Raw genomic sequence first — 26,812 nt, forward strand, 5'->3', positions numbered from 1 at the left:
GCAGTTGCTGCCGGCTTCGCTGTGCTGGGGCTAGAACTCGAAGTCGCCGAAGTCTCCGCCGGCTCCGCCGAGGAAGTCGCCGAACATGCCCTCGGCCTGGCCGCCGAGCTGTTCCCCGGCACCGGCCACGGTTTCGCCCAGGCCATCGGCCATGGAACCGAATTCTTCGCCAATGCCGGCAAAGCCGTCAAGCAGCGGCCCGGCAATGGCGGTGCCGATGAACGCGCCTGCCACGCCGCCGAGCAGGCCAACGCCCAGGCCGCCGGCCGCCCCGGCAGCCATGCCCAGACCGCGGCCCTTGCCGCCGGAGCCCAGGAGCTTGTCCATGAATCCGGGACGCGAGATTTCCGCTCGGGTTGCCGAGCGGGCCAGGTCCCGCGGATCCTGGGTCCTCGGGCGTTCTGCCGGCGGCAGCTGCTCGTTCAGCTCGTGGTGCAGCAGTTCTCGCTGCTGCGGGGTCAGCCGGGCGAAGGCTTCGGCATGAGCGCGTTCCATATCCTGCGGCGGAGCGGTGCGCAGCATGTAGCGGTACTTCTCGATCGCCGCCTGGTCTTCGCGCGAAGGGGCTGAAGCCTGCGGATTGCTGTAGCCGCGGTTGCCGTAGTCCTGGCGCTGCTGCTGGTAAGGCTTCTGGTAGCCGGAAGTGTTCTGCTGGTAGCCGCGCTGGTCGCGATCATAACCGCGCTGATCGCTGCTGGAGCTGCGCTGGCTGAGCTGTTCCCGGACATACTGGCCAGCCATTTGCTTGCCCTTGCGCAGCAGCTTGTCGAACATGGACATGAAATCGGCCTCCTAGGCTTTGCGGGCGCGGTGCGCTGGGGCACCGCTCTCACATCATTAAACTCCCCAGCAGTGCTCCTTGTTCCCCGCATTAGACTATTCTCATCTTCGCTTCGCTCCGCGCAGGCTCTGGGTTCTGCGCGGGTTCTGCGTCGGGCACCGGCTGCTTCGCGGCATCCGTGATGCGCGCCAGCAGCTCGGCAGCCACGGACACGGCAATCACCGCCGGCTGCTTGCCGCGCACCTGCTCAATCCCGATGGGGCACTGGATCGCGGCGATCTGCCGATCGCTGAAGCCGCTGGCGCCCAGATTCTTCTGGAAACGCGCCCACTTGGCGCTGGACCCGATCAGCCCGATCGACCCCAAGCCCGGGTGGCGCAGGGCGGCATCGCACAGGTGGAAATCCTCGGCGTGATCATGGGTCATGATCAGCACGTGGGCACCGTCGGGCAGGGCGCTGAGCACCTGCTCCCCGAGCACCGCCACCGCCGGTTGGATCTGCGCCACGCTGGGTTCAAGCACGGGAAGTTCCTCCAGGAATTCCGGGCGCGAATCCACCAGATGCAATTCCAGGTCATGGCGGGAGAGGATGCGGGCCAATTCCATGCCCACATTGCCCACCCCGAAGATCGCCACCGTGGCAACAACCGGCAGCGGCTCCAGCAGCACCGTGACTTCGCCGCCGCAGCATTGGCGGCCGAACTTGGCTGGAGCCTTGTCGCTGAGCTTCATGCTGATGCTCTGCGGCTGGCCCTCGCCCACGGCGATCATCTGGCGGGCCCGTTCCATCACCGCCATCTCCAGGTTGCCCCCGCCAATGGTCCCGAAGATTTCCTGGCTGGAGATCACCATCTTTGCGCCCGGCTCGCGCGGGGCATGCCCGCGCACCGCGGTGACGGTTGCCAGCACGCCCGGCCGCCGCTCATTGCGCAGCGCGGTGACCGCTTCAATCCACGAGAGCATGGCTACTGCCCCTCCCGCACCGATTCGATCGCCCAGAACACCGCTTCCGGTGTTGCCGGGGACACCAGCTGCACGGAGCGGCCGGCGGGCCCAAATGCGGCCACTGCCTGCCGGATCGCCTCGCGCACCGAGAAGGCGAGCATCAGCGGAGGCTCCCCCACAGCCTTGGAACCGTAGACCGCGCCTTCCTCATGCGCTTTCTGTAGCAGGCTGACGTTGAAGATCTCGGGCATCTCGGAGAAGCTCGGGATCTTGTACGTGCTCGCGGCCTGGGTGGCGACCCGACCCCGGCCCGGCCCATCGGAGGTGTCCCAGCGCAGGTCCTCCAAGGTCAGCCAGCCGGTGCCCTGCACGAATCCGCCTTCGATCTGCCCCAGATCCACCAGCGGCGACAGGGAGTCCCCGACGTCATGGACGATATCCACGCGGCGCAGCACGTAGGAGCCGTCAAAGCGGCTGACTTCCACCTCGCTGGCCGCCACCCCGTAGGCGAAGTACTTGAACGGGCTGCCGGTCATCCGCGACAGGTCCCAATGCAGCCCCTCGGTGCGGTAGAAACCGGAAGCTGAGAGCTGGATCCGTTGGAAGTACGCGGTCTTGACCACGTCCGTCCATTCCAGGGTTTCGCCCTTGCCCAGCGCGGTGACCCGGCCGCCGCCGAAGCGGACGTCCTGTGCTGGAACGCCGAGCATGCCGGCGGCCACCTGCGCCAGCCGGTCCCGGATCTGCTCGCAGGCATCCTTGACCGCCCCGCCGTTCAAGTCGCTGCCCGAGCTGGCCGCGGTGGCCGAGGTGTTGGGCACCTTGTCGGTGCGCGTTGGCGCGTTGCGCACCATGGACAGCGGCACGCCCAGCGCGGTGGCGGCCACCTGCAGCATCTTGGTGTGCAGGCCCTGGCCCATCTCGGTACCGCCGTGGTTGACCAGTACCGAACCGTCCTTGTACACCAGAACGAGGGCCCCGCCCTGGTTGAAGGCGGTGAGGTTGAAGGAGATTCCGAATTTCACCGGGGTCAAGGCCAATCCCCTTTTGGCGTGCTCATGGGTGGCGTTGAACTGCGCAATTTGTTGTTCGCGTGCGGCGATGCCTGCCGAGTCGAGCACTTGGTTCCAGGCGGCTTCAAGCCGATCGGGATGCCTCACCGGCTGGTAATACGGGGTGTCCTGCCCTTCTGTGTAGAAGTTGCGCCGGCGCAGTTCCTTGGGATCCAATCCCAGCTGCGGAGCCACCCGGCCGAGGATGTCTTCCATGACCAGCATTCCCTGCGGACCGCCGAAGCCGCGGAACGCTGTTTGCGAGGTCTTATGGCATTTGGCGATGCGTCCGGAAACCTTGATGTTCGGGATCCAATACGAATTGTCGATATGGCACATGGCGCGGGTCAGCACCGGTTCGGACAGATCCAGGCTCCACCCGCCGTCAGCTGTCAGTTGGGCCTGCAGGGCGAGGATCCTGCCCTGCTCGTCGAAGCCTATTTTCCAGGTGGCATGGAAACCGTGGCGCTTGCCGGTCATGGTCATGTCCAGGGTGCGGTCCAGCCGCACCCGCACCGGACGCCCGGTGAGCACCGCACCCAGGGCCGCCAGCGCGGCATAGCCGTGGGGCTGCATTTCCTTGCCGCCGAATCCGCCACCCATGCGCAGCACTTGCACGGTCACCTCATGGGCGCTGATGCCCAGCACATGCGAGACAATGTCCTGGGTTTCGGTGGGATGCTGGGTGGAGCAATGGATCATGATCTGTCCGCTCTCATCCACCGAGGCCAGCGAGTTCTGCGTTTCCAGGTAGAAGTGCTCCTGTCCGGAGAATTCGAATTCTCCGTCGAAGACATGGGCCGACTGCGCGAAGCCTGCCTCCGGGTCCCCCTTGGCGATCTCGGGCTGGATGCCGTGGAAGCTGCCGGCCGCGATGGCCTCCTTGATGGTGATCAGAGAATCCAGCTGCTCATAGTCGACGTTCACCGCCTTGGCTCCGGCCTTCGCCGCTTCCAGGTCTTCGCCCAAGACCCATGCTACGGGTTGCCCGAAGAACATCACCTCGTCCACCGGCAGCAGCGGCTCGTCATGCTTGGCGCCCTGGTCATTGACTCCGGGAATATCTGCCGCGGTAATCACCCGGACGACTCCGGGCACTTGAAGCGCCGCACTGGCATCCAGGCCCAGGATTTTCGCGTGGGCGCAGGTGGACTGCACCGGGTAGGCATGCAGCACCCCGGCCAGGCGCTGCGCTAGGTCATCGGTATACAGTGCGGTACCGGTGACGTGCGCGGCGGCGGATTCGTGGCGGTGGCGCTGGCCGACCACTGCGTTATCGGGGCGTTGGGATAGCTGGCTCATGAGTTCTGCTCCTGCCCTGCACCCGAGCGAGACAGCTGCTCGGCGTAGAACCGTTCCAGCGAAGAGGCCAGCATGGCCTTGCGGTAGCTGGCGCTGGCCCGGTGGTCATCCATCGGGGTGCCTTCCTCGCCCATGATGCTTGCGGCAGCCCGGATGGTATCCAGGGTCCATTCCTTTCCTTCCAGCATCTCTTCGGTAGCCTTGGCGCGCAGCGGGGTTGCTGCCACGCCGCCCAACCCGATCCGCGCCTTGGAGATCACGCCGTCTTCCACCGTGACCGCGTAGCCGACGGCCACCGATGAGATGTCGTCGAAGCGACGCTTGGAGATCTTCTGGAAGCTGGTCAGTTCGGCCAGCGGCAGCGGTATGCGGATCGCGGTGATCATCTCCCCCGGCTCCCGCACGGTCTGCCGATAGCCGGTGAAGTACTCGGCGAGCGCCACTACCCGGTTGCCCCTGATGCTGGAGAGCACCAGTTGCGCTTCCAGGGCCAGCAGCGCCGGCGGGGTGTCGCCAATGGGCGAGCCGGTGCCCAGGTTTCCGCCCAGGGTGGCGCTATTGCGGATCAGCCGGGAAGCGAACTGCCCGAAGAGCTTGCCCAAAAGCGGAACGCGCCCGGCGAGCTGGCGTTCCAGCTCGCTGAGCGTGCAGGCTGCGCCCAGTTCCAGGAACTGCTCGCCCCAGTGGATCTGGCGCAGCTCGGGCAGCCGGTCGATGGCCAGCACCGACCGGGCGCGAGCACCCTTGATGTTGACTTCCACGCCCCAGTCCGTGGCCCCGGCCACCAGTACGGTGCCAGGTTCGGCGGCCAGGATCTGCAGGGTCTGGTCCAGGTCGGTGGCCCGGCGGTAACGGCCGACTTCCCCGGTGGGGGTGTCGGCGCGCTGGATGTCGGTGGCTACCGGGTCGGGGGCGCCACGCCGCACCCGGGCAGCCAGAGGATCATCGCTCCCGGGCTCGCGCAGCGCGTAGGCGGCGTCGCGGATCGGACGGTATCCGGTGCAGCGGCAGAGATTGCCCGACAGTGCGTGCAGGTCGAAGCCATTGGGTCCGCACTCGTGCTCGCCGCTGGCCTCCGCACTGACTGCGGGGCTGGCGGTGCGCTCGGGGCGGTAGTATTCCGCGGCCATGGAGCAGATGAATCCTGGAGTGCAATATCCGCACTGGGATCCTCCGCGATTGGCCATCTCTGCTTGTACCGGATGCAGGTCCGCGACGCTGCCCAGCCCCTCGGCGGTGATCACTTCCTGGCCGTCAAGCGAGGCGGCCGGCAGCAGGCAGGCGTTGACCGCGGTCCACCTGCTGCCCTCCCCGTCGCCGCGGGCGACCAGGATGGAGCAGGCGCCGCATTCGCCTTCGGCGCAGCCTTCCTTGCATCCGATCAACCGCTGCCCGCGCAGGAAATCCAGCGCGTTGGCATGGGGCGGTCCGTCGAATTCCCGGACCGTCCCGTTGACGGTAACCAGGCACTTTGTCTCTTGCGTTGCCTCGGCGCTCATGCCGCTGACACCTCCTGCGCCCGGGTATCGCCGGACGCACCATGTATGAATTGGATGATGGTCGGGATCTGGCTCCCTGCCGGGGATTCAAGGCTCGGCAAGGTGCCGCCGCATGCTGCGGCGCGATCAGTCTCCGTGCGCGATCTGGCCCTCGGACCAGGCGAGGCATCCGCCCATGATTGCCCTCCAGAATTCGGATTTTCTACATGCATCCAACCCGTCGAAGTGAGCCAGCCCACCTCGATGGATCCTTACTATAGCCCGTATCGGCTCAGGCCAGTAGGGGTGCCTTGGGCTCTCCGGCGAGGTATTCCAGGTAGCCCAGCACCGATGTCGGTGGCAACTGAACTGGCCATCGGCTTCGTATTCGATGTGTGTAACGCCGGCATGGCGCTGGAGAACCGCTTGGAGTTGATCTCGCGGATCTGCTCGGGTCACAGCCTGGTTTCCAACACGTTACAGCCGCCTATCGACTCCCCGATCTCCCAGGTGAAATTAAGTTCCCTTCGGCGCAACAACATGAGCACCTCGGTGAAATACCGATTTGAAAAGCTTAGAAGCATCAAACGCTAGAGAAGGGATCGGGTAGCGTGAGCGCACAGCTAGAAGCACCTGGCACATCGCAGGCACTGGACATCCAGCCGGGACGCTGGGTCAGCAATTGGACCCCGGAGGATCCTGCCTTCTGGAAGCACACAGGATCAGCGGTAGCCAGCCAAAACCTCAGGTGGTCCATCTTCGCCGAGTTCCTCGGTTTCAGCGTATGGCAGCTTTTCGCCATCATCGTGGTCTATCTCCCGGCCGCCGGATTCAACTACAGCACCACCGAACTGTTCTGGCTGATCTCCATCCCAAGCCTTGTCGGAGCGACCCTGCGCATCCCCTACACGTTCATGGTCGCCCGGTTCGGCGGACGCAATTGGACAGTGATTTCCGCATTGCTCCTGCTGATTCCTGCCGGCGGCATAACGCTCGCGCTGGCCGATGCGTCCACGCCGTTCTGGGTCATGCTCAGCCTCGCAGCGCTGACCGGCTTCGGCGGCGGCAACTTTGCCTCCTCGATGGCAAATATCACCTACTTCTACCCGGCCGCCCGCAAGGGCTGGGCGCTGGGGCTGAACGCTGCCGGCGGCAACCTCGGCGCGGCCGTCGCCCAGCTGCTCGTGCCGGTCATTGTCACGGTGTTCGCCGCCGGGGCGCTGCAGCTCCCGCTGGCTGGGTTGCTCTGGATCCCGCTGATTCTGCTCTCCGCGTGGGGTGCCTGGAAGTACATGCACAATCTGTCATCGGCACGCTCGGATATCCGTGGCGCGGTAGCCTGCCTGAGGGAAAAGCACCTGTGGATCATTTCGGCGCTGTATGTGGGGACATTCGGCTCCTTCATTGGATTCTCGGCAGTCTTCCCCAAGCTGATCGTTGACACCTTCCCGGAATACGCCGCCTTGCCGCTGGGCACCGCCACCATCACCTTGGCCTTCCTCGGCCCGCTGGTCGCATCGCTGGCCCGCCCGTACGGCGGCAAGATCGCCGACAAGCTCGGCGGCGCACGCATCACCGTGGCCACCTTTGCGGCCATGGCCCTGATTACTGCCGCGCTGGTGCTCAGCCTGCCCCGGGCGAACTTCTGGGTCTTCCTCGCCTTGTTCTTGCTGCTCTTTACCGCAAGCGGCATCGGCAATGGCTCGACCTATCGCATGATCCCGGCAGTGTTTGCCCTGAGCGGCCAGGGACAGCAGGCCGGACAAGTGGATTCTTCCCGCAAGGCGGCCGCCGCGCTCGGATTGATCTCGGCTATCGGCGCCTACGGCGGTTTCCTGATTCCCCAGGCCTTGGGCCTGTCCGTTTCCACGACGGGAGCCTACACGACGGCATTCATCATCTTCATCGCCGCCTACCTGCTGCTCATGGCCACCGCATGGTTCACCTATGCGCGACCCGGCACCCGCTTCGCGAAGCACGGAGTCTAGGATGACCGCCACGCATTGCCCCTACTGCGCCCTGCAGTGCGGCATCACCCTAGAACCCAGCACGCAGGCCGAGGCCTCGGAACCAGTGAGCTTGAAGGGCCGGGACTTCGAAACCAACGGCGGGGCGTTATGCCGGAAGGGATATAGCGCCGCGACACTGCTGGATCATCCCGAGCGCCTGCAGACGCCGCTGCTGCGCCAAGCCGATGGCAGGCTTGCACCGATCGGCTGGGAGCAGGCATTGGATCTGGTGGCCGACAAAGCGCGGAGCATCCGTGCCGAATCCGGTGCTGATGCGCTAGCGGTTTTCGGTTCCGGATCGCTGACCAACGAAAAGGCCTACCAGCTGGGCAAGTTCGCGCGGCTGGCCCTGGGCACGTCGCGCATCGACTATAACGGCCGGTTCTGCATGTCCTCGGCTGCCGCGGGCACCAACCGCGCCTTTGGCCTGGACCGCGGTTTGCCGTTCCCGCTGGCGGATCTGGATGAGGCGGGGATGATCCTGATGCTCGGTTCCAACGTCGCCGACACGATGCCGCCTTTTGTCCGGCATTTGGCCGGGGCGCGTGAGAACGGCGGGCTGGTGGTGGTTGATCCGCGGCGTTCGGCAACCGCCAAGCTCTGCGAAGAAAATGCCGGCTGGCATTTGCAGCCCACCCCGGCCACCGACCTGCCGCTGCTGCTGGGCCTGGCCCACGTGCTGGTGGCCGAGTCCTTGGCCGACACCGGTTATCTGGCAGCCCGCACCAATGGTTTCGACGCAGTGAAAGCATCACTGGCCAGCTGGTGGCCGGAGCGGACGGCCCAGGTCACCGGCGTTCCCGCCGAGCAGATCCGGCGTACCGCCCGTGCCCTGGCGCAGGCGGCCAGCGAAGCCAAGGCCGGCGGCAAGCCCGTCTACATCCTCACCGGCCGGGGCATCGAACAGCACGCCAACGGCACCGATACGGTCACCGCCGCGATCAACCTCGCCTTGCTGCTCGGCCTCCCCGGAACTATGGCCGGCGGCTACGGCACCATCACCGGCCAGGGCAATGGGCAGGGCGGCCGGGAGCACGGGCAGAAATGCGACCAGCTTCCCGGCTACCGCAAGATCACCGACCCGGAACACCGTGCACAGGTGGCCCGAGTCTGGGGCGTGGAACCCGAAATCATCCCCGGTCCCGGGCTACCTGCCGTTGAGCTGCTCGAAGCGCTGGACACCCCAACCGGTCCGCGCATGATGATGATCCACGGGGCCAACCCGGTGATCTCCGCACCCGATGCCTCGAAGGTGAGCCGGGCACTGGCCAGCCTCGATTTCCTCGTGGTCTGCGACTTCTTCCTATCGGAAACTGCAGCCCAGGCAGACCTGGTGCTGCCGGTGCTGCAATGGGCCGAAGAGGAAGGCAGCATGACCAACTTGGAGGGCCGGATCCTGCGCCGCCGCGCCGCCTTGGAAGCACCGGGAAATGCGCGCAGCGAACTGTGGATCCTATCCCAGCTCGCCCAGCGGCTGGACGCTCCCGGCCGCTTCTCCCCCGCCCCACGGGAAGTCTTCGAAGAACTCAAAGAAGCGTCAGCCGGCGGCTTGGCGGATTACTCGGGGGTGAGCTGGGAAGACCTCGATGCCGGTGCCGCCATTTATTGGCCCTGCCCTGCAGGCACCGAGGTGACGGCCGAACCCGGCATCCGCAATGGCACCCCGCGCCTGTTCCTTGACGGCTTTGCCCACGCAGATCGGCGTGCGGTACTGTTTCCGGTGGCTTTCCAGCCTGCACCGAAGAAGGACAGCTCTGCCGTATCCCTGGTGACTGGCCGGCTGCTGGAGCACTACCAGTCCGGCGCGCAGACCCGCCGAGTTTTCGAGCTGGCCCACGCCGCACCAGAACCAATGCTTGAAATCCATCCGGCAACCGCCTTGGCGCACCGGATTGTCCAGGGACAGAAGGTCGTGATCAGCAATGAACGCGGTGAGGTGACCGCCCGAGCCCTGCTGACCGCTGATGCCCGGCTGGACACGGTCTTCCTGCCGTTCCACTACCCGGGGGCGGGGACCGCGAACCTGCTGACCGAGGCCAAGGTTGACCCGCACAGCAGGATGCCTGAATTCAAGCACGCCCATGTTTCGCTGAACGCTGTGGAAGAGGAACAATGACCGAGCATCGCCCGCAACGCATCGTCATCATCGGCTTCGGCCCCGTCGCCGCATCCCTCGTCGAGGGGCTGCTCCCGGCCGCGGCGGCCGGCCAATGCGCCATCACCATCATCAGCGCCGAAGAACATCTGGCCTACAACCGCGTGCTGCTCGCTGAGCTGGCCGTGGGCGCCGCCGAGCTCGAGCATCTGGGCATGGTGGATCCCCAACGGCTGGCAGATGCCGGAGTCGAGGTGCGCTTGGGTGTGCGGGCCACCGGCATCGACCGTTCGCGGCGCCGAGTCCATCTGCAGGACGCTGGCCATATTTCCTATGACCGTCTGGTCTTCGCCACCGGTGCCCGGGCTGTAGTCCCGACGCTCAACGGCCTGAACTTCGATCCGCATGCGGAAACTTCCCTGCCTGCCGGGGTCTTCGCCCTGCGCACGGTGGATGATGCCCATCAGCTGCGGGAATCGCTCGGTCCCGGCCGGCGCATTGCAGTTCTGGGTGGCGGTGTACTGGGTATCGAAGCCGCCTTGGCCATTGCCACTACGGGGGCGCAACCGGTGCTGGTGCACCATGGCCCAGCACCCTTGGGACGGGTCGTGGACGCAGACGGCGGGGCGCTGCTGGCACGGAATCTGCGCGACGCCGGCGTCGAGGTGATCTCCGGAGTGAAGGCCACTGGCATTCAAAAGGATGAGCAAGAATTCGCCGGGCTGATGACCTCCACCCACGGACTGGTCCAAGCTGACGCCCTGCTCATTTCCACCGGTGTGCGGGCGAGAACCGAGCTAGCCACCGGCTGCGGTTTGACCGTAGGCCGTGGCATCAAGACCGACGAATTCCTCTGCGCCGACACCGAGCAACGAATTTTTGCCGTGGGTGACTGCGCCGAAGTTGCCGGGCAACCGCCGGTCGGGTTGTTGGCCCCGGGGTGGGCCCAGGCCGCATGGTTGTCCCAGTACTTTTCGCAGCAGGTTGGTTCGGGAGCTGCCGAACCGCTTCCTGCGCCGGATTTCTCCGCCTCCGACGTGCTGATGCTCAAGGGCCAGGGCATCGAGCTGACCGCGGCCGGCGACATCAGCGCCGGCTATTGGGATGAACCGGACCTGCAGGCAACCGTCTATGCGGATCCTGCGCGCGGACGCTATCTGAAGATCGTCACCCGCAAGGATGCCGTCACCGGGTTCCTGGCCATGGGTTTACCGCAAACCAGTGCCGAGCTTGTGCTTGCCTATGAACGGGGCACCGCGTTGCCTGAAGACCGTTCGGCCCTGTTGCGCTTGGATGATCCGGCGACTGAACAGGTCTCTGCAATCCCCAGCGATGAAGACCAGCTCTGCCGTTGTTCTGGCGCCACCTACGGCCAGGTGGCCCACGCGGTGAACGCCGGATGCACCACCGTCACGCAGGTGGGTGACAGCTGCCGCGCGGGCACCGGATGCGGAGGATGCAAAGCGAAGATCGAAGAATTGCTGGCCAAGGCTCCCGCCGTGGCGTAATAGCAATGATGGCAGTCGGCTCCTAGCGGCACAGAACCGCTCAGTGAAGCACCCGGTACACCAGATGCACTTCACTGGCGAAGGCCGAGGTCTGAATGCGTTCCAGCTCGATATGCTGCCCCAAACCTTCGAACAGGGATATGCCGCTGCCAAGCAATACCGGGGCAATATCCAGGTGCAGCTCGTCGACCAATCCCAGGGCAAGGCACTGCCGCGATATTTTCCCGCCCAGCAAGCTGACAAAACCGCCTTTGGCATCCTGCTTGGCTGATTCCACTGCGCCGGCAACGTCATCAACAACGAAGGTGTAGGTGATGCCGTCGCGTACCACCGGCTCAGCGGCTGTATGAGTCATCAGGTATACCGGGACCTGAAGCATCCCTCCATAAGGGATTTCGCCCTCCTCGATCGTTTGCGTCCGATTCGCACCGCCGACAATGGCTCCGATCTTCTCCATGACCAAGGCAACGACCCCATCATCTTCGGGGGCGGAGGGACGACCAAACATCCAGTCCACCCCACCCTCAGCATCCGCGAGAAACCCATCGAGGGTGATGGTCGCATGGATAATCACAGTGGCCATAGCTTCGTTCCTTTTCACCAGGGGTACGGCTGTCAATGAAAGCAGTCAAGAAAGCCAACGCCGACGACCATGCCAGGCGCCACCCTAGAACAACCGCTGACACGCTGGCTAGCCTTTACTGGACCTTCTCAGACCTGATGCCACCAACACTGGTCCCCCAACCGGCTGTCACCGATCATCGGAATCAGCGGTTACCTCGCTTGGTTAATGACGGTGGCATTGAGGCCTGCACTGGGTGTTCCATGCCCAGAGGCACGCCGCAAAACGACGCAGGGACAAAAGCCGTTGGCTTTTGTCCCTGCGTCTTGATGATGCGAGTTGTCGTGTTTCTTGGCGTCTCTGCTGGACATTGCATTTGCTGGAGCTAGTTGGTTGCAAGCGATTCCGTCTCGTCGAGGATTTCGAACCAGCCTTGCCAGGCCGAATGCTCGACGTTCAGGATGCACTCTGATTTGATGCTCATTTGATCTGCTCCATCCACAGCTGTCCCTCGATTTCCATGAGCCGTTGCACCGGCAGCGGCAGCGAGTCGGCGTTCAGGCATTCGCCCGTATCCAGCCTGTACACTTCCTTGTGCAGCGGGCAGGCTACCGTGGCCACTGAAGCACCATCGACGACTGTGTCACCCAGAATTCCACGGGCCATGACCTTCGCGCCGCTGGTCGGGCAATGATGCGAGGTGGCGTAGAAGGCGTCTTCTTCGGTGCGGAACAGGGCCAGCTGCGTGGTCTCGTGCCAGAGCGCTTCTCCCCACCCGCGCTCCAGCTCTGCGCTGCGGCACAGCGGAGCCAAGCTCAGAGTAGCTTCACGGGTGTCTTCTGCGATTTGCGTGCTCATGATTCCCAGTCCTTCGTGGTTGGTTTTCGCTGATGAATCGAGCTTAGAATCCGCATGTTTCGCCCTATGCCCAACGCGATTGCTGGTCGGTAAAGCATCGCTAACAGCAATTTCAATCGCCGTGAATCGAAAATCCTCCCGTCATTCCGCCGATTTCCGCTGTTCCCTTTCCTTGGCTGAATCGAATTCCCGGCCAAATGATTCGTTCATGTTTCAGCTCCTTCACCAGGACGTCGATCCATGGTGGAGAGAATTGCGCCGGCCGAAACACAAGGGTAATTGCCGCGCAAAACGCGCTTTCTACAGTGGTCTCATCAACCTGAAACTCACCGTTTCCCAGCGAAAGTCGAAATAGATCATGGGTACAACACACACTGCACGCAACATCCTGGTCATCGGCGGCGGCCCCGCGGCCCACCGCTTCACCGAAGCCTTGGCCAGCCGCGCACCGCAAGATCTGCACATCACGGTACTGACCGAGGAAACCCACCTACCCTATGACCGCGTGGCCCTCTCCCAAGCGTTGACCAACCCCGGGGTGGATCTCACCCTCGGCGATCCGAAGCTCTGGGAAGCTGAGCATGTCACCTTGGAAACCAACGCCAAGGCCGTGGCTATCGACAGCACACAGCGCACGGTCGCCACCGCCGATGGACGCAGCTTCGCATATGACGAATTGGTGCTCGCCACCGGATCCAACGCTGCCACCTTGCCCATCGCCGGCAACGAGCACACGTTCGTCTATCGCACGCTGGAAGATGTCTGGTCCATCGCCGAGAAGGTCAAGGAGCTTTCAACCACGCTCGGCCGCGCCCCGGTGGTGGCCACCATCGGCGGCGGGCTGCTTGGATTGGAAGCCGCCGCAGGTGCCCAGGCGCTGGGCGCCGAAGCTGTCGTCATTGACGGCGGCAAGTGGCTGATGGGCACCCAGCTGGATGAAGGTGCTGGCCAAGCCATGGGCCGGCTCATTGAGCAGACAGGTTTCACCGTCCACAACGGGGTCTTCCCGCAGGAGATCCTGACCAGCCAGGACTCCGGCAGCCGAGTAGTTACCGGAGTGCTGATGGCAGATGAACGCGTGATCGAAGCCGACATGGTCATCGTGTCGATCGGCGTGCGACCCCGCGATGAGCTGATCCGCAACTACAACGCGGCCCTGGACGAGTCCGGCAGCGAAGCGCCCCGCTTCGGCATGGGTCCGCGCGGCGGCGTGGTCATCGATTCGCATTGCGCCACGGATATCGAGCACATCTGGGCCATTGGAGAGGTCGCGAACTACGAGGGATTCTGCATCGGCCTGGTCGCGCCGGCCAACGCCATGGCTGAAATCGTGGCCGAGCAGTTGGCCGGCGGCGAGGCCGAATTCGCCGGCTTCGACACTGCCACCAAGCTCAAGCTCTCCGGGGTGGACGTTGCCAGCTTCGGCGACGGCTTCGCCCGAGCCGAGGGTGCATTGGAAGTGGTCTACGCGGATGCCCCGCGTGGCCTGTACCAGAAGCTCGTGGTGTCATCCGACGCCAAGACCCTGCTCGGCGGCATCTTCGTGGGAGATGCCACCCCGTACCAGTCATTGCGTCCGCTGCTCGGCCGGGAACTGCCCGGCGAACCAGGCGCATACCTCAGCGCACTGGGCGGCGAGGCGCCGGAGGGCGAACTGCCCGATGACGCGACGCTGTGCTCCTGCAATTCGGTTACTGCTGGCACCATCCGCGATGCCGTCTCCGGTTGCGGCTGTTTCGAGGGCGAGGCTCCGGTGACCACCGTTTCCGGGCTGAAGGGGTGCACCCGTGCCGGCACCCAGTGCGGCTCCTGCGTTCCGATGCTCAAGAAGGTCATGGAAGCGCAGATGCTCAAGGACGGTGCGGAAGTATCCACCGCCCTGTGCGAGCATATTTCCTTCTCCCGCCCGGAACTCTACGAAGCCATCCGTGTGGCCGGGTTGCAGGCCTTCGGCGAGGTGATGGAGCGTTTCGGCACCGGCAAGGGTTGCGATATCTGCAAGCCGGTCATCGCCAACATTCTCTCCTCGCAGACCAGCGTGCACCCGATGGACGCAGGACTTGCCGGCGCCCAGGACACCAACGACCGCGTGCTGGCAAATATGCAGAAGGACGGCACTTACTCGGTGGTCCCGCGCATCCCGGGCGGGGAGATCACCCCGGAAAAGCTAGGCGTGATTGCGGCGGTGGCGCAGAAGTACGGCTTGTACACGAAGCTCACCGGCGGCCTGCGCATCGACATGTTCGGCGCCCGGCTGGAGCAGCTGCCGGAGATCTGGCGCGAGCTGGTGGATGCCGGTTTCGAATCCGGACAGGCCTACGGAAAGTCGCTGCGCAATGTGAAGACCTGCGTGGGTTCCTCCTGGTGCCGGTACGGCATGCTCGATTCCACCGCGCTGGGCATCGAGATGGAGCTGCGCTACCGCGGCCTGCGCGCACCGCACAAGCTGAAGATGGGCGTCTCCGGCTGCGCCCGCGAATGCGCCGAGGCCCGCGCCAAGGATATCGGCGTCATCGCCACCACAGATGGCTGGAACCTGTATGTGGGCGGCAATGGCGGTGCCAACCCGGCACACGCCCAGCTGCTCGCCGGCGGCCTGGATGAGCAGACGCTGTTCAAGTACATCGACCGCTACCTGATGTACTACATCCGCACCGCGGACAAGCTGCAGCGGACCGCGCATTGGCTCCAGGACCTGGATGGCGGTCTGGAGCGCGCCAAGCAGGTGGTGATCGAGGATTCGCTGGGCCTGGCCGAAGAGCTGGAAGCTGCCATGGAAGCCCATGTGGCAAACTACGAGGACGAGTGGGCGGCGACCCTGGCCGACCCGGTGAAGCTCAAGCGCTTCCGCTCCTTCGTGAACACCGCGGCTCCGGATACCGCGCTGGAATACATTACGGAGCGGGGGCAGCAGCGCCCCGCCGAGCCGGTGGCACTAGGTGCCAGCATTCCCGTCGGGGCGCCGCGAAACTAGGAGCTGTTTCCCACCCGCGCTGCTACCAGCGTGGGTGGATCTGCTCGCGCAGCTTGGCGTCGTAGAGATCGCGGACCGAGGCGGTGAAACCCTCGGAGATCTGCAGCGAACCGGCCGCCGCGTTGGCGCGGGCCTGCTGCGCGTTGCGGGCGCCGGGGATGATGGTGCTCACCCCGTCCTGGGCTGCCAGCCAGGCCAAAGCCACCTGCGCGCTGGTTGCCTCGGGCGCCTCGGCAGCCGCCAGCTTGGCGAACTCGCTAGCGGCTTCAAGCCCGGTGGCGTAGTCCACGCCGGAGAAGGTCTCGCCGACGTCGAAGGAGGAGCCGTCGCGGTTGAAGTTGCGGTGGTCATCCTTGGCGAACTCGGTCTGCAGCGTGTAGCGGTTGGTCAGCAGTCCGCTGGCCAGCGGCACGCGGGCGATGATGCCCACCCCTGCCTCGCGCGCTGCCGGCAGGACGGTTTCCAGCGGCTTGTGCCGGAAGGCATTAATGATGATCTGCACGGTGGCGATGTTCGGGCGGGCCATCGCGGTGAGCGCCTCGTCCACGGTTTCCACCGAAACGCCGTAGTTGGCCATGCGTCCCTCGTCCACCATGGTGTCCAGGGCATCATAGATCGCATCGGTCGAGTACACCGGGGTCGGCGGGCAGTGCAGCTGGACCAGGTCCAGGGTGTCCACGCCCAAGTTCTTGCGGGAACGGTCGTTCCATGCGCGGAAGGCGTCCATGGTGTAGTTCTCAGGCAGCTGCTCGACACGGCGGCCCATCTTGGTGGCTACGGTGACGCCCGCATCCGGATTGGCCTTCAGCCAGGTGCCGATCAGCTGCTCGCTGCGGCCATCACCGTAGACATCGGCGGTGTCGAAGAAGTTCACCCCGGCTTCGTAGGCGGCATCGAGCACGGCCAGCGCGTCGGCTTCATCCACCGAGCCCCAGTCGGCGCCAAGCTGCCAGGTGCCCAGGCCAATGGCCGATACGTTGCGGTGGGTACGTCCAAGTTCTCGTTGTTGCATGTCTACGATTCTAGTTCCCGCAACCTGTTTTCCTGGGGATGGCAAAATCTCCTTCGCCGCGTTGCCGTGTCCAAAACGGTTCTCAATTATCTAAACGATAGAATATTGAATACCATCACGTCATCGAGGAGATCATGTTCCCCACCATCATTACCGTCCTTTGCGCCATCGCAGGATTGCTTGTCTTGCTTGCCGGAAATGCCATGAAACCGGAAAACAAGAATCGTGCCGCCACCCGCTTCACCGGAATCACCGTTTTCATCGTGTCACTGATCGTGCTGGCCATCATGTCCACCACCATCGTGCAGCCACGCACCGTCGGCGTGAAGGTCGCGCTGGGCAAGCCGACCTCCGTGGTGAGCAACGGCTTCCATCTGAAGTGGCCATGGGAAAAGGTCGAAAAGCTGGATGGGTCGGTGCAGAACGATGTCTACTCAGCCGACAGTGCCATCCCGGTCCGGCTGGGCAACAACGGCCGCGCCGATGTGGATGCGTCCATCCAGTGGCAGCTGAAGACCGATGATGCCATGGATGTTTTCCTGGATTACCGCACCTTCGAGGGCATCCAGTCCAATTTGGTCGACCGCAACTTCCGTGCCGCGCTGAACGAGGTCATGGCCACCTACGATCCGCTGGAATACGGCGAACCCGCCAGCGGCGGCCAGGATCTGGAAGGACTGGCGAAGTCGGTGCAGGAAAAGATGCAGGCCAAGGTCAAGACCCAGATCGAGATTCGCTCGGTCACCTTGCCGATCATCAATTTCGATGAGCCGACGCAGAACCGCATTAACGAGCTGCAGGCGGAAACCGCCAAGACCCGCGTGGCCCAGCAGCGCAAACAGACCAGCGAGGCCGAAGCCGAAGCCAACAAGATCCTGGAACGCTCGCTGACCCCGGAGACCTTGACATCCAAATGCCTGGATATCGTGGCCGAGTCCGGCCAGAGCCCCATCGGCTGCTTCCCCAATTCCGGCGTCCAGCCGATCACCATGACCGGTGACAAGCAGAAGGACTCCAGCCAGTAAAGCCACTCACGTCCAATACGCCTCAGTTCATTGAACAGGGGCGTTTGGCTTTTGGTGATGGGCGCTGCCGCTAGCCTTGCGGCATCGGCCGGTCGCCGGCGTGGCCCGGCTGCTCCGAGATGACCTGGATTTCCAGGCCCTTCGAGTCGTACAGCTTCCCATCGATCAGGCGGTCGCCGTCTTCGAGGCCGGCCAGCTGGTACTTGTAGACGGTGCGCAACGAGGTTTCCTGCTTGCCCCAGTTCAGCTCATTGAAGATGATGTTCAGCAGCACGGCCATGATGGTGGCCGAGGAGATGCTGGACTGGAAGATGGTGCCGACCCAGGCAGGGAATTCGGCGTAGAAATCAGGCTTGACCATCGGGATGCAGCCGAAGGCCAGCGAGGTCGCGATGATCAGCATGTTCATGTTGTCATCCTTGGCCTTGGCCAAGGTGCGGATGCCTGCCGCTGCCACCGAGCCGAACAGCACCACGCCGGCACCACCCAGCACCGGGGCAGGGATCGAGGCGACCACGCGGCCGAGCACCGGCAGCAGGCCAAGGACCACCAGGATGCCGCCGCCGGCGGCCACCACGAAGCGGCTCTTCACACCGGTAATCGCCACCAGGCCCACATTCTGCGCGAAGGCCGACTGGGTGAAGGTGTTGAAGACCGGGGCGACCGTGGAGGAGAGCATGTCAGCGCGCAGGCCGTTGGCGATACGCCGCGAATCCACCTTGGAACCGGTCACCTCGGCCACCGCCAGCATGTCCGCGGTGGTTTCGGTGTAGGTCACCAGGATGACGATCATCATCGAGATGATGGCACCGATTTCGAAGACCGGTGCGCCGAAGGCGAAGGGCGTGGGAACCGCGAAGATGTCGCCGGTGAGCACCTGGGAGAAATCAGCCATGCCCAGGAACACTGCCACCAGCGTGCCCAGCGCGATGGACAGCAGGATCGACAGGCGCGAAAGCGCCGGGACGCCGGACTTGGACAAGGCCAGCAGGATCAGCAGGGTGATAGCGGCCAGGGCGATATTCTTCAGCGAGCCGTAGGAGTCCCCGGCACTGGCACCGCCCATGGCCCAGTCGGCGGTGACCGGGAAGAGCGAGACGCCGATAATCGTGATCACCACGCCGGTGACCACCGGCGGGAAGAAGCGCAGCAGCTTGGCGAAGAACGGGGCGATGATGATGCCGATGGCGCCAGAGGCAAGCACCGCGCCGAATACTGCCGGCATGCCTCCCCCGCCGTTGAGGATGGCGATCATGGTAGCCACGCCGGAGAAGGACGTGCCCTGGACCAGCGGCAGCTGGGCGCCGAAGAACGGCACGCCCAGGGTTTGCAGGATGGTGGCCAGGCCGCCGATGAACAGGCAGCTGGCAACGAGCACACCCATTTCGGCTGTGTCCATGCCCGCGGCGCCACCCATCACCAGCGGCGGTGCGATGATGCCGCCGTACATGGTCAGCACATGCTGGAAACCGTAGGCCACGGTTTTATGGGCAGGCAGGCGTTCGTCTTCTGGTCTGATGCTCTCAGCGGCTTGGCTGCGGGCAGCACTCATGGGGAATTTCCTCTTCGGTGGACTGCGGAATGGCGCATCCCATGCGTTCGGATGCGCCCCGCCGTCAATTCTCCCGTACCGGGGCGCCCGATGGACAACCGGCAAGGCCCGAATGGCTGCGAGGTGCCTTACGTCAAGCGCTTAGCGTTCCTCTGGTTCAGCTATCCAGCGTGCGCCCGGGCTGCTGGGTGTGCTCGACGAAGCGCACCATCATCGCCTTGAAGCCCGGCGTATTGGATTCGCGGGCCACCAGATCGCGGTGCACCAGCGCGTTGGCTTCCGGGTAGTAGGCCGCCACGCAGCCCTTGGCCGTCGGGTAGGACACCAAGCGGAAGCGGTTGGCGCGGCGCTCGGTCCCGCGGAAGACCGAGATGACATCGACCAGGTCGCGGTCCTGGAAGCCGGTCGCCGCCAGATCCTCCGGGTTGATCAGGATGACCCGGCGCCCGTCCTTGATGCCGCGGTAGCGGTCGTCCAGCCCGTAGAACGTGGTGTTGTACTGGTCGTGGCTGCGCATGGTCTGCAGGATCAGGTGGCCCTCGGGCGCTTCCAGGGCTTCGAATTCCGAAACAGTGAAGCGGCCCTTGCCGATGTCGGTGGCGAAGGAGCGGGTATCCCGTGGCGGATTGGGCAGCACGAAACCGTTCTTGTCGCGCACCCGGCGGTTGAAGTCCTCGAAGCCGGGCAGCACGCGTTCGATGTGGTCGCGAATCACGTCGTAGTCCTCGGCCATCGCCCGCCAGTTCACCGGGTGGTGATCCCCCAGGATGGCCTGGGCCATGCGCGCGACGATCACCGGTTCGGCCAGCAGGTGCTCCGAGACCGGGGTGAGCCGGCCACGGGTGGATTTGATCACCGACATGGAGTCCTCCACGGAAAGGAACTGCGCACCGGTGGGGTGCTTGTCGTCCTTGTCGGTGCGGCCCAGGGTCGGCAGGATCAGCGAGGTCTTGCCGTGCACCACATGCGAGCGGTTGGGCTTGGTGGAAATGTGCACGGTCAGCTTGGCGCGCTGCATGCCGGCTTCCAGGGCTTCGGTGTCCGAATTGGCCAGGGCGAAATTGCCGCCCATGGACACGAACACATCCACCTCGTCCTTTTCGAAGGCGTGCAGCGCTTCGGTGGAATCGTAGCCGTGGGCGCGCGGGGATTCGATGCCGAATTCGGCGTCCAAGGCGGTGAGCAGCTGCTCGGTGGGCTTTTCCCAGATGCCCATGGTGCGGTCGCCCTGCACATTCGAGTGACCGCGCACCGGGCAGGCGCCGGCGCCGGGCTTGCCGAAGTTTCCCTGGAGCAGCAGCAGGTTGATGATTTCCTTCAGCGTCGGCACGGAGTGCGGCTGCTGGGTCAACCCCAGCGCCCAGCAGATGATGGTGGCCTTGGACTTGGCCAGCAGCATTGCGATCTCGGTGATCTGGGTGCGGGTCAGGCCGGTGGCCTTTTCCGTGGCGTCCCAGTCCAAGGTGGCGCGCGCGTCCTTGTAGGCTTCGAAGCCGTCGGTCACCGCGGCGATGAACTCGTGGTCCACCACCGTGCCCGGGTGCTTCTTCTCTTCTTCCAGCAGCAGGTGGCCGAAGGCCTGGAACAGGGCCAGGTCGCCGCCGACCTTGATCTGCAGGAAGTCGCTGGAAATCGGGTCCGCCTTGCCCAGCATGCCGCCCACGGTCTGCGGGTCCTTGAAGCCGAAGAAGCCGGCTTCCGGCAGCGGGTTCACCGCGACCACGCGGGCGCCGCGCTTGCGCGCGTCGGCCAGCGCGGAGAGCATGCGCGGGTGGTTGGTGCCGGGGTTCTGCCCCACCACGAAGATCAGATCCGTATGCTCGAAGTCTTCCAGCGACACGGTGCCCTTGCCGATGCCGATGGTCGGGTTCAGCGCCGTTCCGGAGGACTCGTGGCACATGTTCGAGCAGTCGGGCAGGTTGTTGGTGCCCAGGCTGCGGGCCAGCAGCTGGTACATGAACGCGGTCTCGTTCGCGGTGCGCCCGGAGGTGTAGAACACGCACTTGTCCGGGGTGGTCGCATTGACGTGCGCGCCAATGGTCGAGAAGGCCTCGGCCCAGCTGATCGGCGAGTAGTGGGTGTCCCCTTCGCGGATGATCATCGGGGTGGTGATCCGGCCCTGCGAGCCCAGCCAGTATTCGGTCTTGTCGCGCAAGTCCTCGATGGAGTGCTGCGCGAACCATTCCGGGGTGACGGTGCGGGCGCTGGCTTCCTCGGCGATGGCCTTGGCGCCGTTCTCGCAGAATTCGGCGGGCTTGCGCTTGCCGGTGATGGATTCGGGCCAGGCGCAGCCCGGGCAGTCGAAACCGTCGTGCTGGTTGACGCGCAGCATCGAGCGAAGGGTGCGCGACGGGCCGGCTTCGGCGAAGCCGCGCTCCATGGACACCATCACGGCTTTGAGGCCGGCGGCGGCGTGCTTTGGTTCGCTGACCTTCAGCTCATCTTCATTGATGTCTTTCTTGGGTGCCGAGCGATGCATGAGACCCTCCTGGTTGGTGGCGCGCGCGGAACTGATATCCAGCTCACATATTACAAGGCTACGCTGTGATCACCCGATGCGCATGTGTATAAATATTCACGCTGCGTCCGCGGGAGAACGCGGCGAGCGTCAGGCCTGATTCCTCGGCCAAATCCGCGGCCAGCGACGAGGGCGCGCTGACCGCCGCCAGCACCGGGATTCCGGCCATCGCGGCCTTCTGCACCAGCTCGAAGGAGGCGCGTCCGGAAACCTGCAGCACGGCGTCACCCAGCGGCAGCAACCCCTCGCGCAGGGCAGCCCCGATGACCTTGTCCACCGCATTATGACGCCCTACGTCCTCGCGCAGGATCAGCAGCTCCCCGGAGGCGGAGAACAACCCGGCCGCGTGCACTCCCCCGGTGGCGGAGAACAGCTGCTGCGATTCGCGCAGGGTGTCGGGCAGGCCCAGCAGGGTTTCCAGCTCCACCTGCCCGGCGTCCGGAGCCGGCGCGAAGGCGGCTTTCTTGCGCACCTCGTCGATGGAATTGGTCCCGCAGATCCCGCAGGCGGAACTGGTGACCACATTGCGGGCGGCCAGCAGATCGGGATGCTTTGCTCCCGGACCCAGCTGCACCTCGATGACGTTGTAGGTCTGGTTGCCCGCTTCGTCGGTGCCGGCGCAATAGCGCAGGGAGGCCAAGTGCTCGGGGGCGGAAATGATGCCCTCGCCCACCAGGAAGCCGGTGACCATGTCGAAGTCGTGGCCCGGCGTGCGCATGGAGGTGGTGTAGGAGGTGTGGCCGAAGCGGATCTCCAGCGGCTCCTCGCCGGCCAGCTTCTCCTCGCGGACGCGCGAACCCTCCAGCGTTGCCCTGACGATGCGGCGGCGCGCGATCTTGCGGCCCATGTGCTTCTCCTGCCTGCTGCCCTTCTCCCCTGAGTGTGGCACCCTTGGCCAGAGGAGGCAAAGCGGAAGGGCCCTGGCCGTAAACTATGCAGATGGATACCGAACGCGACCGCTTCCTCAGGCTCTACGATCAGCAGCTGCGCACCGAGGCCGAGACGCCAGGTGCCCAGTCCATTACCCGGCTCGGTCCGCTGCGCTTGGCCACCTACGCCAATGGGCGCGGTTTCATCACCTATCCGCACTTCAGCGGAAAAGAACCGCAAACCTTGGTCCAGCTGGCTGGAGCAGCACTGGAGCATTTCGCGGCGCAGCCGCGGATCACCGAGGTGGAATTCAAGACCCGCGGACACGACCATGCACCCGGCCTGCCCGAGCGCTTGCAAGCATTGGGATTCAATGCCGAGGAGGGCGAATCAATCATGATCGGACCGCTGCAGGCATTGCTCAGTAGCGACCCCGGTCCGGCTGGGCTGGAACTGCGGCGTGTGAGCGCTGCAGAAGAAATTGAGGAAATGTGCCGCATGGTCGACCAGGCCTTCGGCGAACCCTACGACCCAGCCACCGTCCAAGCCCTGATTTCACGCATGGGACGCAATGACGGCATGGAGCTATGGGTCGCCTGGCTGGAGGGGCGAATGGCGGGTGCGGGCCGTCTGGAGCCGGTGGCCGGCACCGAATTCGCAGGCCTCTGGGGAGGCGGCGTGCTGCCTGAATACCGCGGACGAGGTGTCTACCGGGCCCTGGTTGATGCCCGGGCACGCAGCGCGATCGCCATGGGCTGCAAGTACGTGCACAGCGACAGCACAGAGTATTCCCGTCCGATCCTTGAACGCCAGGGCCTGGTGAAGGTTTCCACCACGACCCCTTACATTTGGAAGCGCGCGGCAACCGGAAGCTAGCCGCTTCCAGCTAGCCTTTCGGCGGGCAGATGACCGCGAATTCGGCTCCGGTGACATCGCCGAGCACTGCCATGCGGCCGAAGTAGGAGTCATGCGGTTCATGGATAACCGTGCCGCCGAGCCGGTCGGCGAGCGCCACGGTTTCATCGGTGTCCGCCACCGCGAAGTAGGCGCGCCAGCCGGACTTCGAGTCCGGGTAGCCGGAAATGTCGAAGATGCCCGCCACCGCCTCGGGTCCTTGGCCATAGGTGTGGTAGCGGAACTCGTCCGTGTCCGAGACCGGGGACAAGTTCCAGCCCAGGGCCTCGCGGTAGAAGCGGGCCACCGGCTCGAAGTGCTTGGTGTGCAGTTCATTCCAGATCCGTGTGCCCGGTGCACGGCTCGTGGCCGTTCCCGCTGGCGCGAAGGCTTGGAAGAGTCCAACGCCGGTGCCGGCTGGATCCCCGATGATGGCCATGGTTCCCTGTCCGGGAACCTCGATGGGCTTGAGATAGACCTTGCCGCCGTGCAGCTTGGTGGCGTAGGCGGCAGCGTGCACATCGGTGACATTCAGGTAGGTGGTCCAGCAGTCCGGAACCTCGGAGTCCGGGTCATTGGCAATGAAGTCGGTGACCATCGACCCGTTGAGATAGACCTCGGCATATCCTTCGTCCGTATCTGGCGCGTTCCGGCGCATTTCCCATCCGAATAGCTGCGCATAGAACTGGGCGGAGCCTTCCATGTCGCTGGTGAGCAGATCGACCCAGCAGGGTTCGGCTCGTGGATCCCTTGGTGCCAGCATCGCTTCCCCATTCCACAATACATCCAGCTCGCTTGGCCTGAGTCTATGTCTTTTTCGTTCAGATCAGCAACGGAAAATTTGCTGCCACCCAAGATATTACGGAACTGGATGCCTTGCGATGAACCGCGGTTTCATTGTGTTTTAATGTGACACAGGGCACATAGCACTGTAAGTTCACCCGAGGAGTTCACCACGAGCGTTCCCACGTCCAATCTCACAGTTTCAGTAGCAGCAATCCTCGCAGAAGGGGCCACCCGCTACGGCGAACTGAACGCCATCACCGTCGATGGCCACAGCACAACTTATAGGCAGCTATGGGATGAGACGCGGAACTATGCCGGGGCGTTGCAGGCCCGTGGCATCACGGCGGGTGATCGGGTGGCTCTGCTCATCCCCAATGTCGCGGACTTCGCTCGCGCCTACTACGCGGTTCTGGCCCTGGGTGCCGTGGTGGTGCCGGTGCACGCACTGCTCAAGGCCCGCGAAATCTCCTACATCCTGGAGGACTCCGAGGCCAAGCTGATGATCTGCGCCGCGCCGCTGCTCGCCGAGGGTGCTGCCGGAGCCACCGCTTCAGGCGTCCCGGTGCTCAGCGTGCTGGCGCCAGAAGACTCGGGCACCGACCGGCTCGAAGACCTGGCCCGGGCGGCTACGCCGATTGCCACCTACCTGCCGCGGCGCCCCGAGGACCTGGCCACGATCCTGTATACCTCGGGCACCACCGGCAAGCCCAAGGGTGCCCTGGGCACGCACCTTGCCTTGATTGAGCAGACCCACACCACGCTGCTGAACACCATGGACTTGCGCCGCGGCGACAAGCTCTTCGGCGGGCTGCCGCTCTTCCACACCTTCGGCCAGACCTGCGTGCTCAATACCGGGCTGCGGGTGGGCGCCGAGTTGATGCTGCTGCCCAAGTTCACCGCCGAAGGCGCCCTGGAGCTGCTGCTGGACGCGGGCATCGATGTCTTCTTCGGGGTGCCGACCATGTATGTGGCCCTTCTCGAAGCAGGCAAGCACCGCACGGAGACGCCCCAGAAGCTGCGCTACGCCATTTCCGGCGGAGCGTCGCTTCCGGTATCCATCCTGACCGCCTTCGAGCAGCGCTTCGGCGCGCGGATCCACGAAGGCTACGGGCTGACCGAGACCTCTCCGGTGGCCTGCTTCAACCATGTGGGCGTCGAGCCGCGGCCCGGCACCGTCGGCACCCCGGTCTGGGGCGTGGATGTGGAAATCGCGGACCCGGCCAGCCCGGAGAAGATCCAGCTGCTGCCGCGCGGCGAGCTGGGCGAACTGGTGGTCCGCGGGCATAACCTGTTCTCCGGCTACCTGAACCGGCCCGAGGCCACGGCCGAAGCGGTGGTCGATGGCTGGTTCCGCACCGGGGACCTGGGCACGAAGGACGAGGATGGCTACCTGCGCATCCTGGACCGGACCAAGGACATGATCCTGCGCAACGGCTACAACGTGTACCCGCGCGAAATCGAGGAGGTGCTGGTGTCCCACCCGGAGATTTCCAACGCTGCCGTGTACGGGGTGCCGCATGAAACCCACGGGCAGGAGATCGCCGCCTCGGTGACCCTGGACGCTGGCTCCACACTAGGCGCGCAGGACCTGGTGGCGTGGGCCAGCGAGCAGATGGCCGCATACAAGTACCCGCGGCTGATCGAGATCGTCACCGAGTTCCCGCTGGGTCCCAGCGGGAAAATCCTCAAGCGCGAACTGGTCGCCCAGTTCACCGCCGAGCAGCGCTAGCTGGCACTATTTGCGCAGCCCGCTGTAGTCCGGGGTACGGCGTGCCAGGAACGCGGATCTGCCTTCGGCCAGGTCCGCGTTCGCCCCGTTCTCTTCCCACAGCGTTTCCCACCAGCTGTCGGTGGCTTCCCCAGCGCTCACCAGGTTGATCGCTTCCTTGGTGCGCGAAATGGAATACGGCGAGTTCGCCGCCAGCTGGCCCAGCAAGGCGTCCAGCTGCTCTTCGAGCTGCCCATGGGAAACCACCTTGGTGAACAGGCCCCAGCGTTCGGCTTCGGCAATGGACACCTCCGCTCCGGAGAGCAGCAGGTACTTGGCCCGGTGCTCCCCCACGGCACGCACCAGCCGCTCGATGCCCGGGCGCGGGAACACCAAGCCGATTCTTGCCGGGGTGATCGCGATGCGCACATTTTCCGAGGCCAGCTGGATGTCGCAGGCCGAAGCCAGCTGCCAGGCACCGCCGAAGCAATTGCCTTCCACCACCGCAATGGTCGGCTTCGGACAGCCCACGATGATCTTGTCAAGCAGATCGAAGTGGTTGATCAGTTCCCCGTCCCCATCCCGATCGAAGAGCACCTGGTCCATTTCATCGATGGCAATCCCGGCGCAGAAGTTCCCTCCGGCACCGCGCACCACAATGGAAGCGACCTCGTCATTGGTCGCCAGGCCGGCAAAGGCGCCCACCAGCTGCAGGCACATGTCCTTGGTGAGCGCATTGAACTGGCCTGGATTCTCCAGCCGCACCACGGCGGTGGACCCGGCAATCCCTACGCTGACCCGTGCATTATTGTCCTTGCCCATCAGGATCCTCCCCGATTCCTCGTGCCTCTCTGGCAATCTATCGCGAATCGGCCAGCTTGCG

The 26,812-nt window shown here is 64.5% G+C and carries 20 protein-coding genes; 8 read left to right on the top strand and 12 right to left on the bottom strand.

The features are described 5' to 3' along the window. Positions 1–30: 30 nt before the first annotated feature. From ACR9WD_RS14200 to ACR9WD_RS14215, 4 genes are all read right to left on the bottom strand, one after another. Positions 31–780 (bottom strand): hypothetical protein, encoded by a 750-nt coding sequence (locus tag ACR9WD_RS14200; RefSeq protein WP_434922271.1) that lies wholly within the window; start codon positions 778–780, stop codon positions 31–33. A gap of 91 nt (positions 781–871) precedes the next feature. After that, complete coding sequence (gene xdhC, locus ACR9WD_RS14205) at positions 872–1,744, bottom strand: xanthine dehydrogenase accessory protein XdhC (protein ID WP_434922272.1); 873 nt, start codon at positions 1,742–1,744, stop codon at positions 872–874. 2 nt (positions 1,745–1,746) lie between these two features. Next, positions 1,747–4,080 carry a xanthine dehydrogenase molybdopterin binding subunit gene (gene xdhB / locus ACR9WD_RS14210; protein ID WP_434922273.1) on the bottom strand — a complete coding sequence of 778 codons (2,334 nt, stop codon included), beginning with the start codon at positions 4,078–4,080 and terminating at the stop codon, positions 1,747–1,749. After that, entirely contained in the window at positions 4,077–5,579 is a 1,503-nt protein-coding gene (locus ACR9WD_RS14215; protein WP_423299239.1) for a xanthine dehydrogenase small subunit, read from the bottom strand. Before ACR9WD_RS14215 ends, xdhB begins: the two co-directional genes overlap by 4 nt. A 330-nt stretch (positions 5,580–5,909) precedes the next feature. Between ACR9WD_RS14215 and ACR9WD_RS14220 the strand changes: the two genes are divergently transcribed. Genes ACR9WD_RS14220 through ACR9WD_RS14235 form a run of 4 tightly spaced genes read left to right on the top strand, consistent with a single transcriptional unit; the run spans position 5,910 to position 11,170 of the window. Continuing rightward, complete coding sequence (locus ACR9WD_RS14220; protein WP_434922274.1) at positions 5,910–6,152, top strand: hypothetical protein; 243 nt, start codon at positions 5,910–5,912, stop codon at positions 6,150–6,152. 17 nt (positions 6,153–6,169) lie between these two features. Continuing rightward, entirely contained in the window at positions 6,170–7,546 is a 1,377-nt protein-coding gene (locus ACR9WD_RS14225) for an MFS transporter (RefSeq protein WP_423299240.1), read from the top strand. Position 7,547: 1 nt separating this feature from the next. Further along, positions 7,548–9,683, top strand: a complete 2,136-nt coding sequence (locus ACR9WD_RS14230; RefSeq protein ID WP_434922275.1) for a molybdopterin oxidoreductase family protein — start codon at positions 7,548–7,550, stop codon at positions 9,681–9,683. Continuing rightward, positions 9,680–11,170, top strand: a complete 1,491-nt coding sequence (locus ACR9WD_RS14235) for an FAD-dependent oxidoreductase (RefSeq protein WP_434922276.1) — start codon at positions 9,680–9,682, stop codon at positions 11,168–11,170. Before ACR9WD_RS14230 ends, ACR9WD_RS14235 begins: the two co-directional genes overlap by 4 nt. A 40-nt stretch (positions 11,171–11,210) precedes the next feature. Here the strand turns inward: ACR9WD_RS14235 and ACR9WD_RS14240 are convergent, their stop codons facing one another. Further along, positions 11,211–11,753, bottom strand: a complete 543-nt coding sequence (locus tag ACR9WD_RS14240) for a dihydrofolate reductase family protein (RefSeq protein ID WP_190264028.1) — start codon at positions 11,751–11,753, stop codon at positions 11,211–11,213. A gap of 459 nt (positions 11,754–12,212) precedes the next feature. After that, the gene (gene nirD / locus ACR9WD_RS14245; RefSeq protein WP_038993203.1) at positions 12,213–12,590 is read right to left on the bottom strand and encodes a nitrite reductase small subunit NirD; all 378 of its coding nucleotides are present in this window, start codon (positions 12,588–12,590) and stop codon (positions 12,213–12,215) included. A gap of 358 nt (positions 12,591–12,948) precedes the next feature. Between nirD and nirB the strand changes: the two genes are divergently transcribed. Beyond that, complete coding sequence (gene nirB, locus ACR9WD_RS14250; RefSeq protein ID WP_434922277.1) at positions 12,949–15,564, top strand: nitrite reductase large subunit NirB; 2,616 nt, start codon at positions 12,949–12,951, stop codon at positions 15,562–15,564. A 22-nt stretch (positions 15,565–15,586) separates the two neighbouring features. On the opposite strand, the gene ACR9WD_RS14255 is transcribed toward nirB, so the two are convergent. Beyond that, positions 15,587–16,576 (bottom strand): aldo/keto reductase, encoded by a 990-nt coding sequence (locus tag ACR9WD_RS14255; RefSeq protein WP_434922278.1) that lies wholly within the window; start codon positions 16,574–16,576, stop codon positions 15,587–15,589. 134 nt (positions 16,577–16,710) lie between these two features. Between ACR9WD_RS14255 and ACR9WD_RS14260 the strand changes: the two genes are divergently transcribed. Beyond that, positions 16,711–17,601 (top strand): SPFH domain-containing protein, encoded by an 891-nt coding sequence (locus ACR9WD_RS14260; protein ID WP_073706866.1) that lies wholly within the window; start codon positions 16,711–16,713, stop codon positions 17,599–17,601. Positions 17,602–17,671: 70 nt separating this feature from the next. Here the strand turns inward: ACR9WD_RS14260 and ACR9WD_RS14265 are convergent, their stop codons facing one another. The 3 genes from ACR9WD_RS14265 to fdhD all read right to left on the bottom strand — a co-directional run bounded on the left by ACR9WD_RS14265 (position 17,672) and on the right by fdhD (position 22,518). After that, on the bottom strand, positions 17,672–19,153 hold the full coding sequence (locus tag ACR9WD_RS14265) for a nucleobase:cation symporter-2 family protein (RefSeq protein WP_434922279.1): 1,482 nt from the start codon (positions 19,151–19,153) through the stop codon (positions 17,672–17,674). 157 nt (positions 19,154–19,310) lie between these two features. After that, positions 19,311–21,632 (bottom strand): FdhF/YdeP family oxidoreductase, encoded by a 2,322-nt coding sequence (locus ACR9WD_RS14270; RefSeq protein ID WP_434922280.1) that lies wholly within the window; start codon positions 21,630–21,632, stop codon positions 19,311–19,313. Between the two features lie 58 nt (positions 21,633–21,690). Continuing rightward, positions 21,691–22,518: a formate dehydrogenase accessory sulfurtransferase FdhD gene (gene fdhD / locus ACR9WD_RS14275; RefSeq protein ID WP_121867422.1), complete on the bottom strand. Its 828-nt coding sequence runs from the start codon at positions 22,516–22,518 to the stop codon at positions 21,691–21,693. An 86-nt stretch (positions 22,519–22,604) separates the two neighbouring features. Here fdhD and ACR9WD_RS14280 point away from each other — a divergent pair, with 86 nt between their 5' ends. After that, positions 22,605–23,417, top strand: coding sequence for a GNAT family N-acetyltransferase (locus tag ACR9WD_RS14280; RefSeq protein ID WP_434922281.1), 813 nt, complete (start codon positions 22,605–22,607; stop codon positions 23,415–23,417). 10 nt (positions 23,418–23,427) lie between these two features. Here ACR9WD_RS14280 and ACR9WD_RS14285 read toward each other — a convergent pair whose 3' ends face one another. Further along, positions 23,428–24,198, bottom strand: coding sequence for a VOC family protein (locus tag ACR9WD_RS14285; RefSeq protein WP_434922282.1), 771 nt, complete (start codon positions 24,196–24,198; stop codon positions 23,428–23,430). Between the two features lie 234 nt (positions 24,199–24,432). On the opposite strand from ACR9WD_RS14285, the gene ACR9WD_RS14290 reads away from it, so the two are divergent. After that, positions 24,433–25,950: a long-chain-fatty-acid--CoA ligase gene (locus ACR9WD_RS14290; protein ID WP_434923215.1), complete on the top strand. Its 1,518-nt coding sequence runs from the start codon at positions 24,433–24,435 to the stop codon at positions 25,948–25,950. A gap of 6 nt (positions 25,951–25,956) precedes the next feature. Here the strand turns inward: ACR9WD_RS14290 and ACR9WD_RS14295 are convergent, their stop codons facing one another. Beyond that, entirely contained in the window at positions 25,957–26,751 is a 795-nt protein-coding gene (locus tag ACR9WD_RS14295; protein ID WP_434922283.1) for an enoyl-CoA hydratase/isomerase family protein, read from the bottom strand. Positions 26,752–26,812: the final 61 nt, after the last annotated feature.

It is taken from the genome of Glutamicibacter sp. PAEs-4 (genome assembly GCF_051161755.1).
GTDB lineage: Bacteria > Actinomycetota > Actinomycetes > Actinomycetales > Micrococcaceae > Glutamicibacter > Glutamicibacter nicotianae.

Coding starts and splice junctions, on each gene's coding strand:
- ACR9WD_RS14200 (WP_434922271.1), bottom strand. CDS start 780: ATGTCCATGTTCGACAAGCTGCTGCGCAAGGGCAAGCAAATGGCTGGC.
- xdhC (WP_434922272.1), bottom strand. CDS start 1,744: ATGCTCTCGTGGATTGAAGCGGTCACCGCGCTGCGCAATGAGCGGCGG.
- xdhB (WP_434922273.1), bottom strand. CDS start 4,080: ATGAGCCAGCTATCCCAACGCCCCGATAACGCAGTGGTCGGCCAGCGC.
- ACR9WD_RS14215 (WP_423299239.1), bottom strand. CDS start 5,579: ATGAGCGCCGAGGCAACGCAAGAGACAAAGTGCCTGGTTACCGTCAAC.
- ACR9WD_RS14220 (WP_434922274.1), top strand. CDS start 5,910: ATGTCGGTGGCAACTGAACTGGCCATCGGCTTCGTATTCGATGTGTGT.
- ACR9WD_RS14230 (WP_434922275.1), top strand. CDS start 7,548: ATGACCGCCACGCATTGCCCCTACTGCGCCCTGCAGTGCGGCATCACC.
- ACR9WD_RS14235 (WP_434922276.1), top strand. CDS start 9,680: ATGACCGAGCATCGCCCGCAACGCATCGTCATCATCGGCTTCGGCCCC.
- ACR9WD_RS14240 (WP_190264028.1), bottom strand. CDS start 11,753: ATGGCCACTGTGATTATCCATGCGACCATCACCCTCGATGGGTTTCTC.
- nirD (WP_038993203.1), bottom strand. CDS start 12,590: ATGAGCACGCAAATCGCAGAAGACACCCGTGAAGCTACTCTGAGCTTG.
- nirB (WP_434922277.1), top strand. CDS start 12,949: ATGGGTACAACACACACTGCACGCAACATCCTGGTCATCGGCGGCGGC.
- ACR9WD_RS14255 (WP_434922278.1), bottom strand. CDS start 16,576: ATGCAACAACGAGAACTTGGACGTACCCACCGCAACGTATCGGCCATT.
- ACR9WD_RS14260 (WP_073706866.1), top strand. CDS start 16,711: ATGTTCCCCACCATCATTACCGTCCTTTGCGCCATCGCAGGATTGCTT.
- ACR9WD_RS14265 (WP_434922279.1), bottom strand. CDS start 19,153: ATGAGTGCTGCCCGCAGCCAAGCCGCTGAGAGCATCAGACCAGAAGAC.
- ACR9WD_RS14270 (WP_434922280.1), bottom strand. CDS start 21,632: ATGCATCGCTCGGCACCCAAGAAAGACATCAATGAAGATGAGCTGAAG.
- fdhD (WP_121867422.1), bottom strand. CDS start 22,518: ATGGGCCGCAAGATCGCGCGCCGCCGCATCGTCAGGGCAACGCTGGAG.
- ACR9WD_RS14280 (WP_434922281.1), top strand. CDS start 22,605: ATGCAGATGGATACCGAACGCGACCGCTTCCTCAGGCTCTACGATCAG.
- ACR9WD_RS14285 (WP_434922282.1), bottom strand. CDS start 24,198: ATGCTGGCACCAAGGGATCCACGAGCCGAACCCTGCTGGGTCGATCTG.
- ACR9WD_RS14295 (WP_434922283.1), bottom strand. CDS start 26,751: ATGGGCAAGGACAATAATGCACGGGTCAGCGTAGGGATTGCCGGGTCC.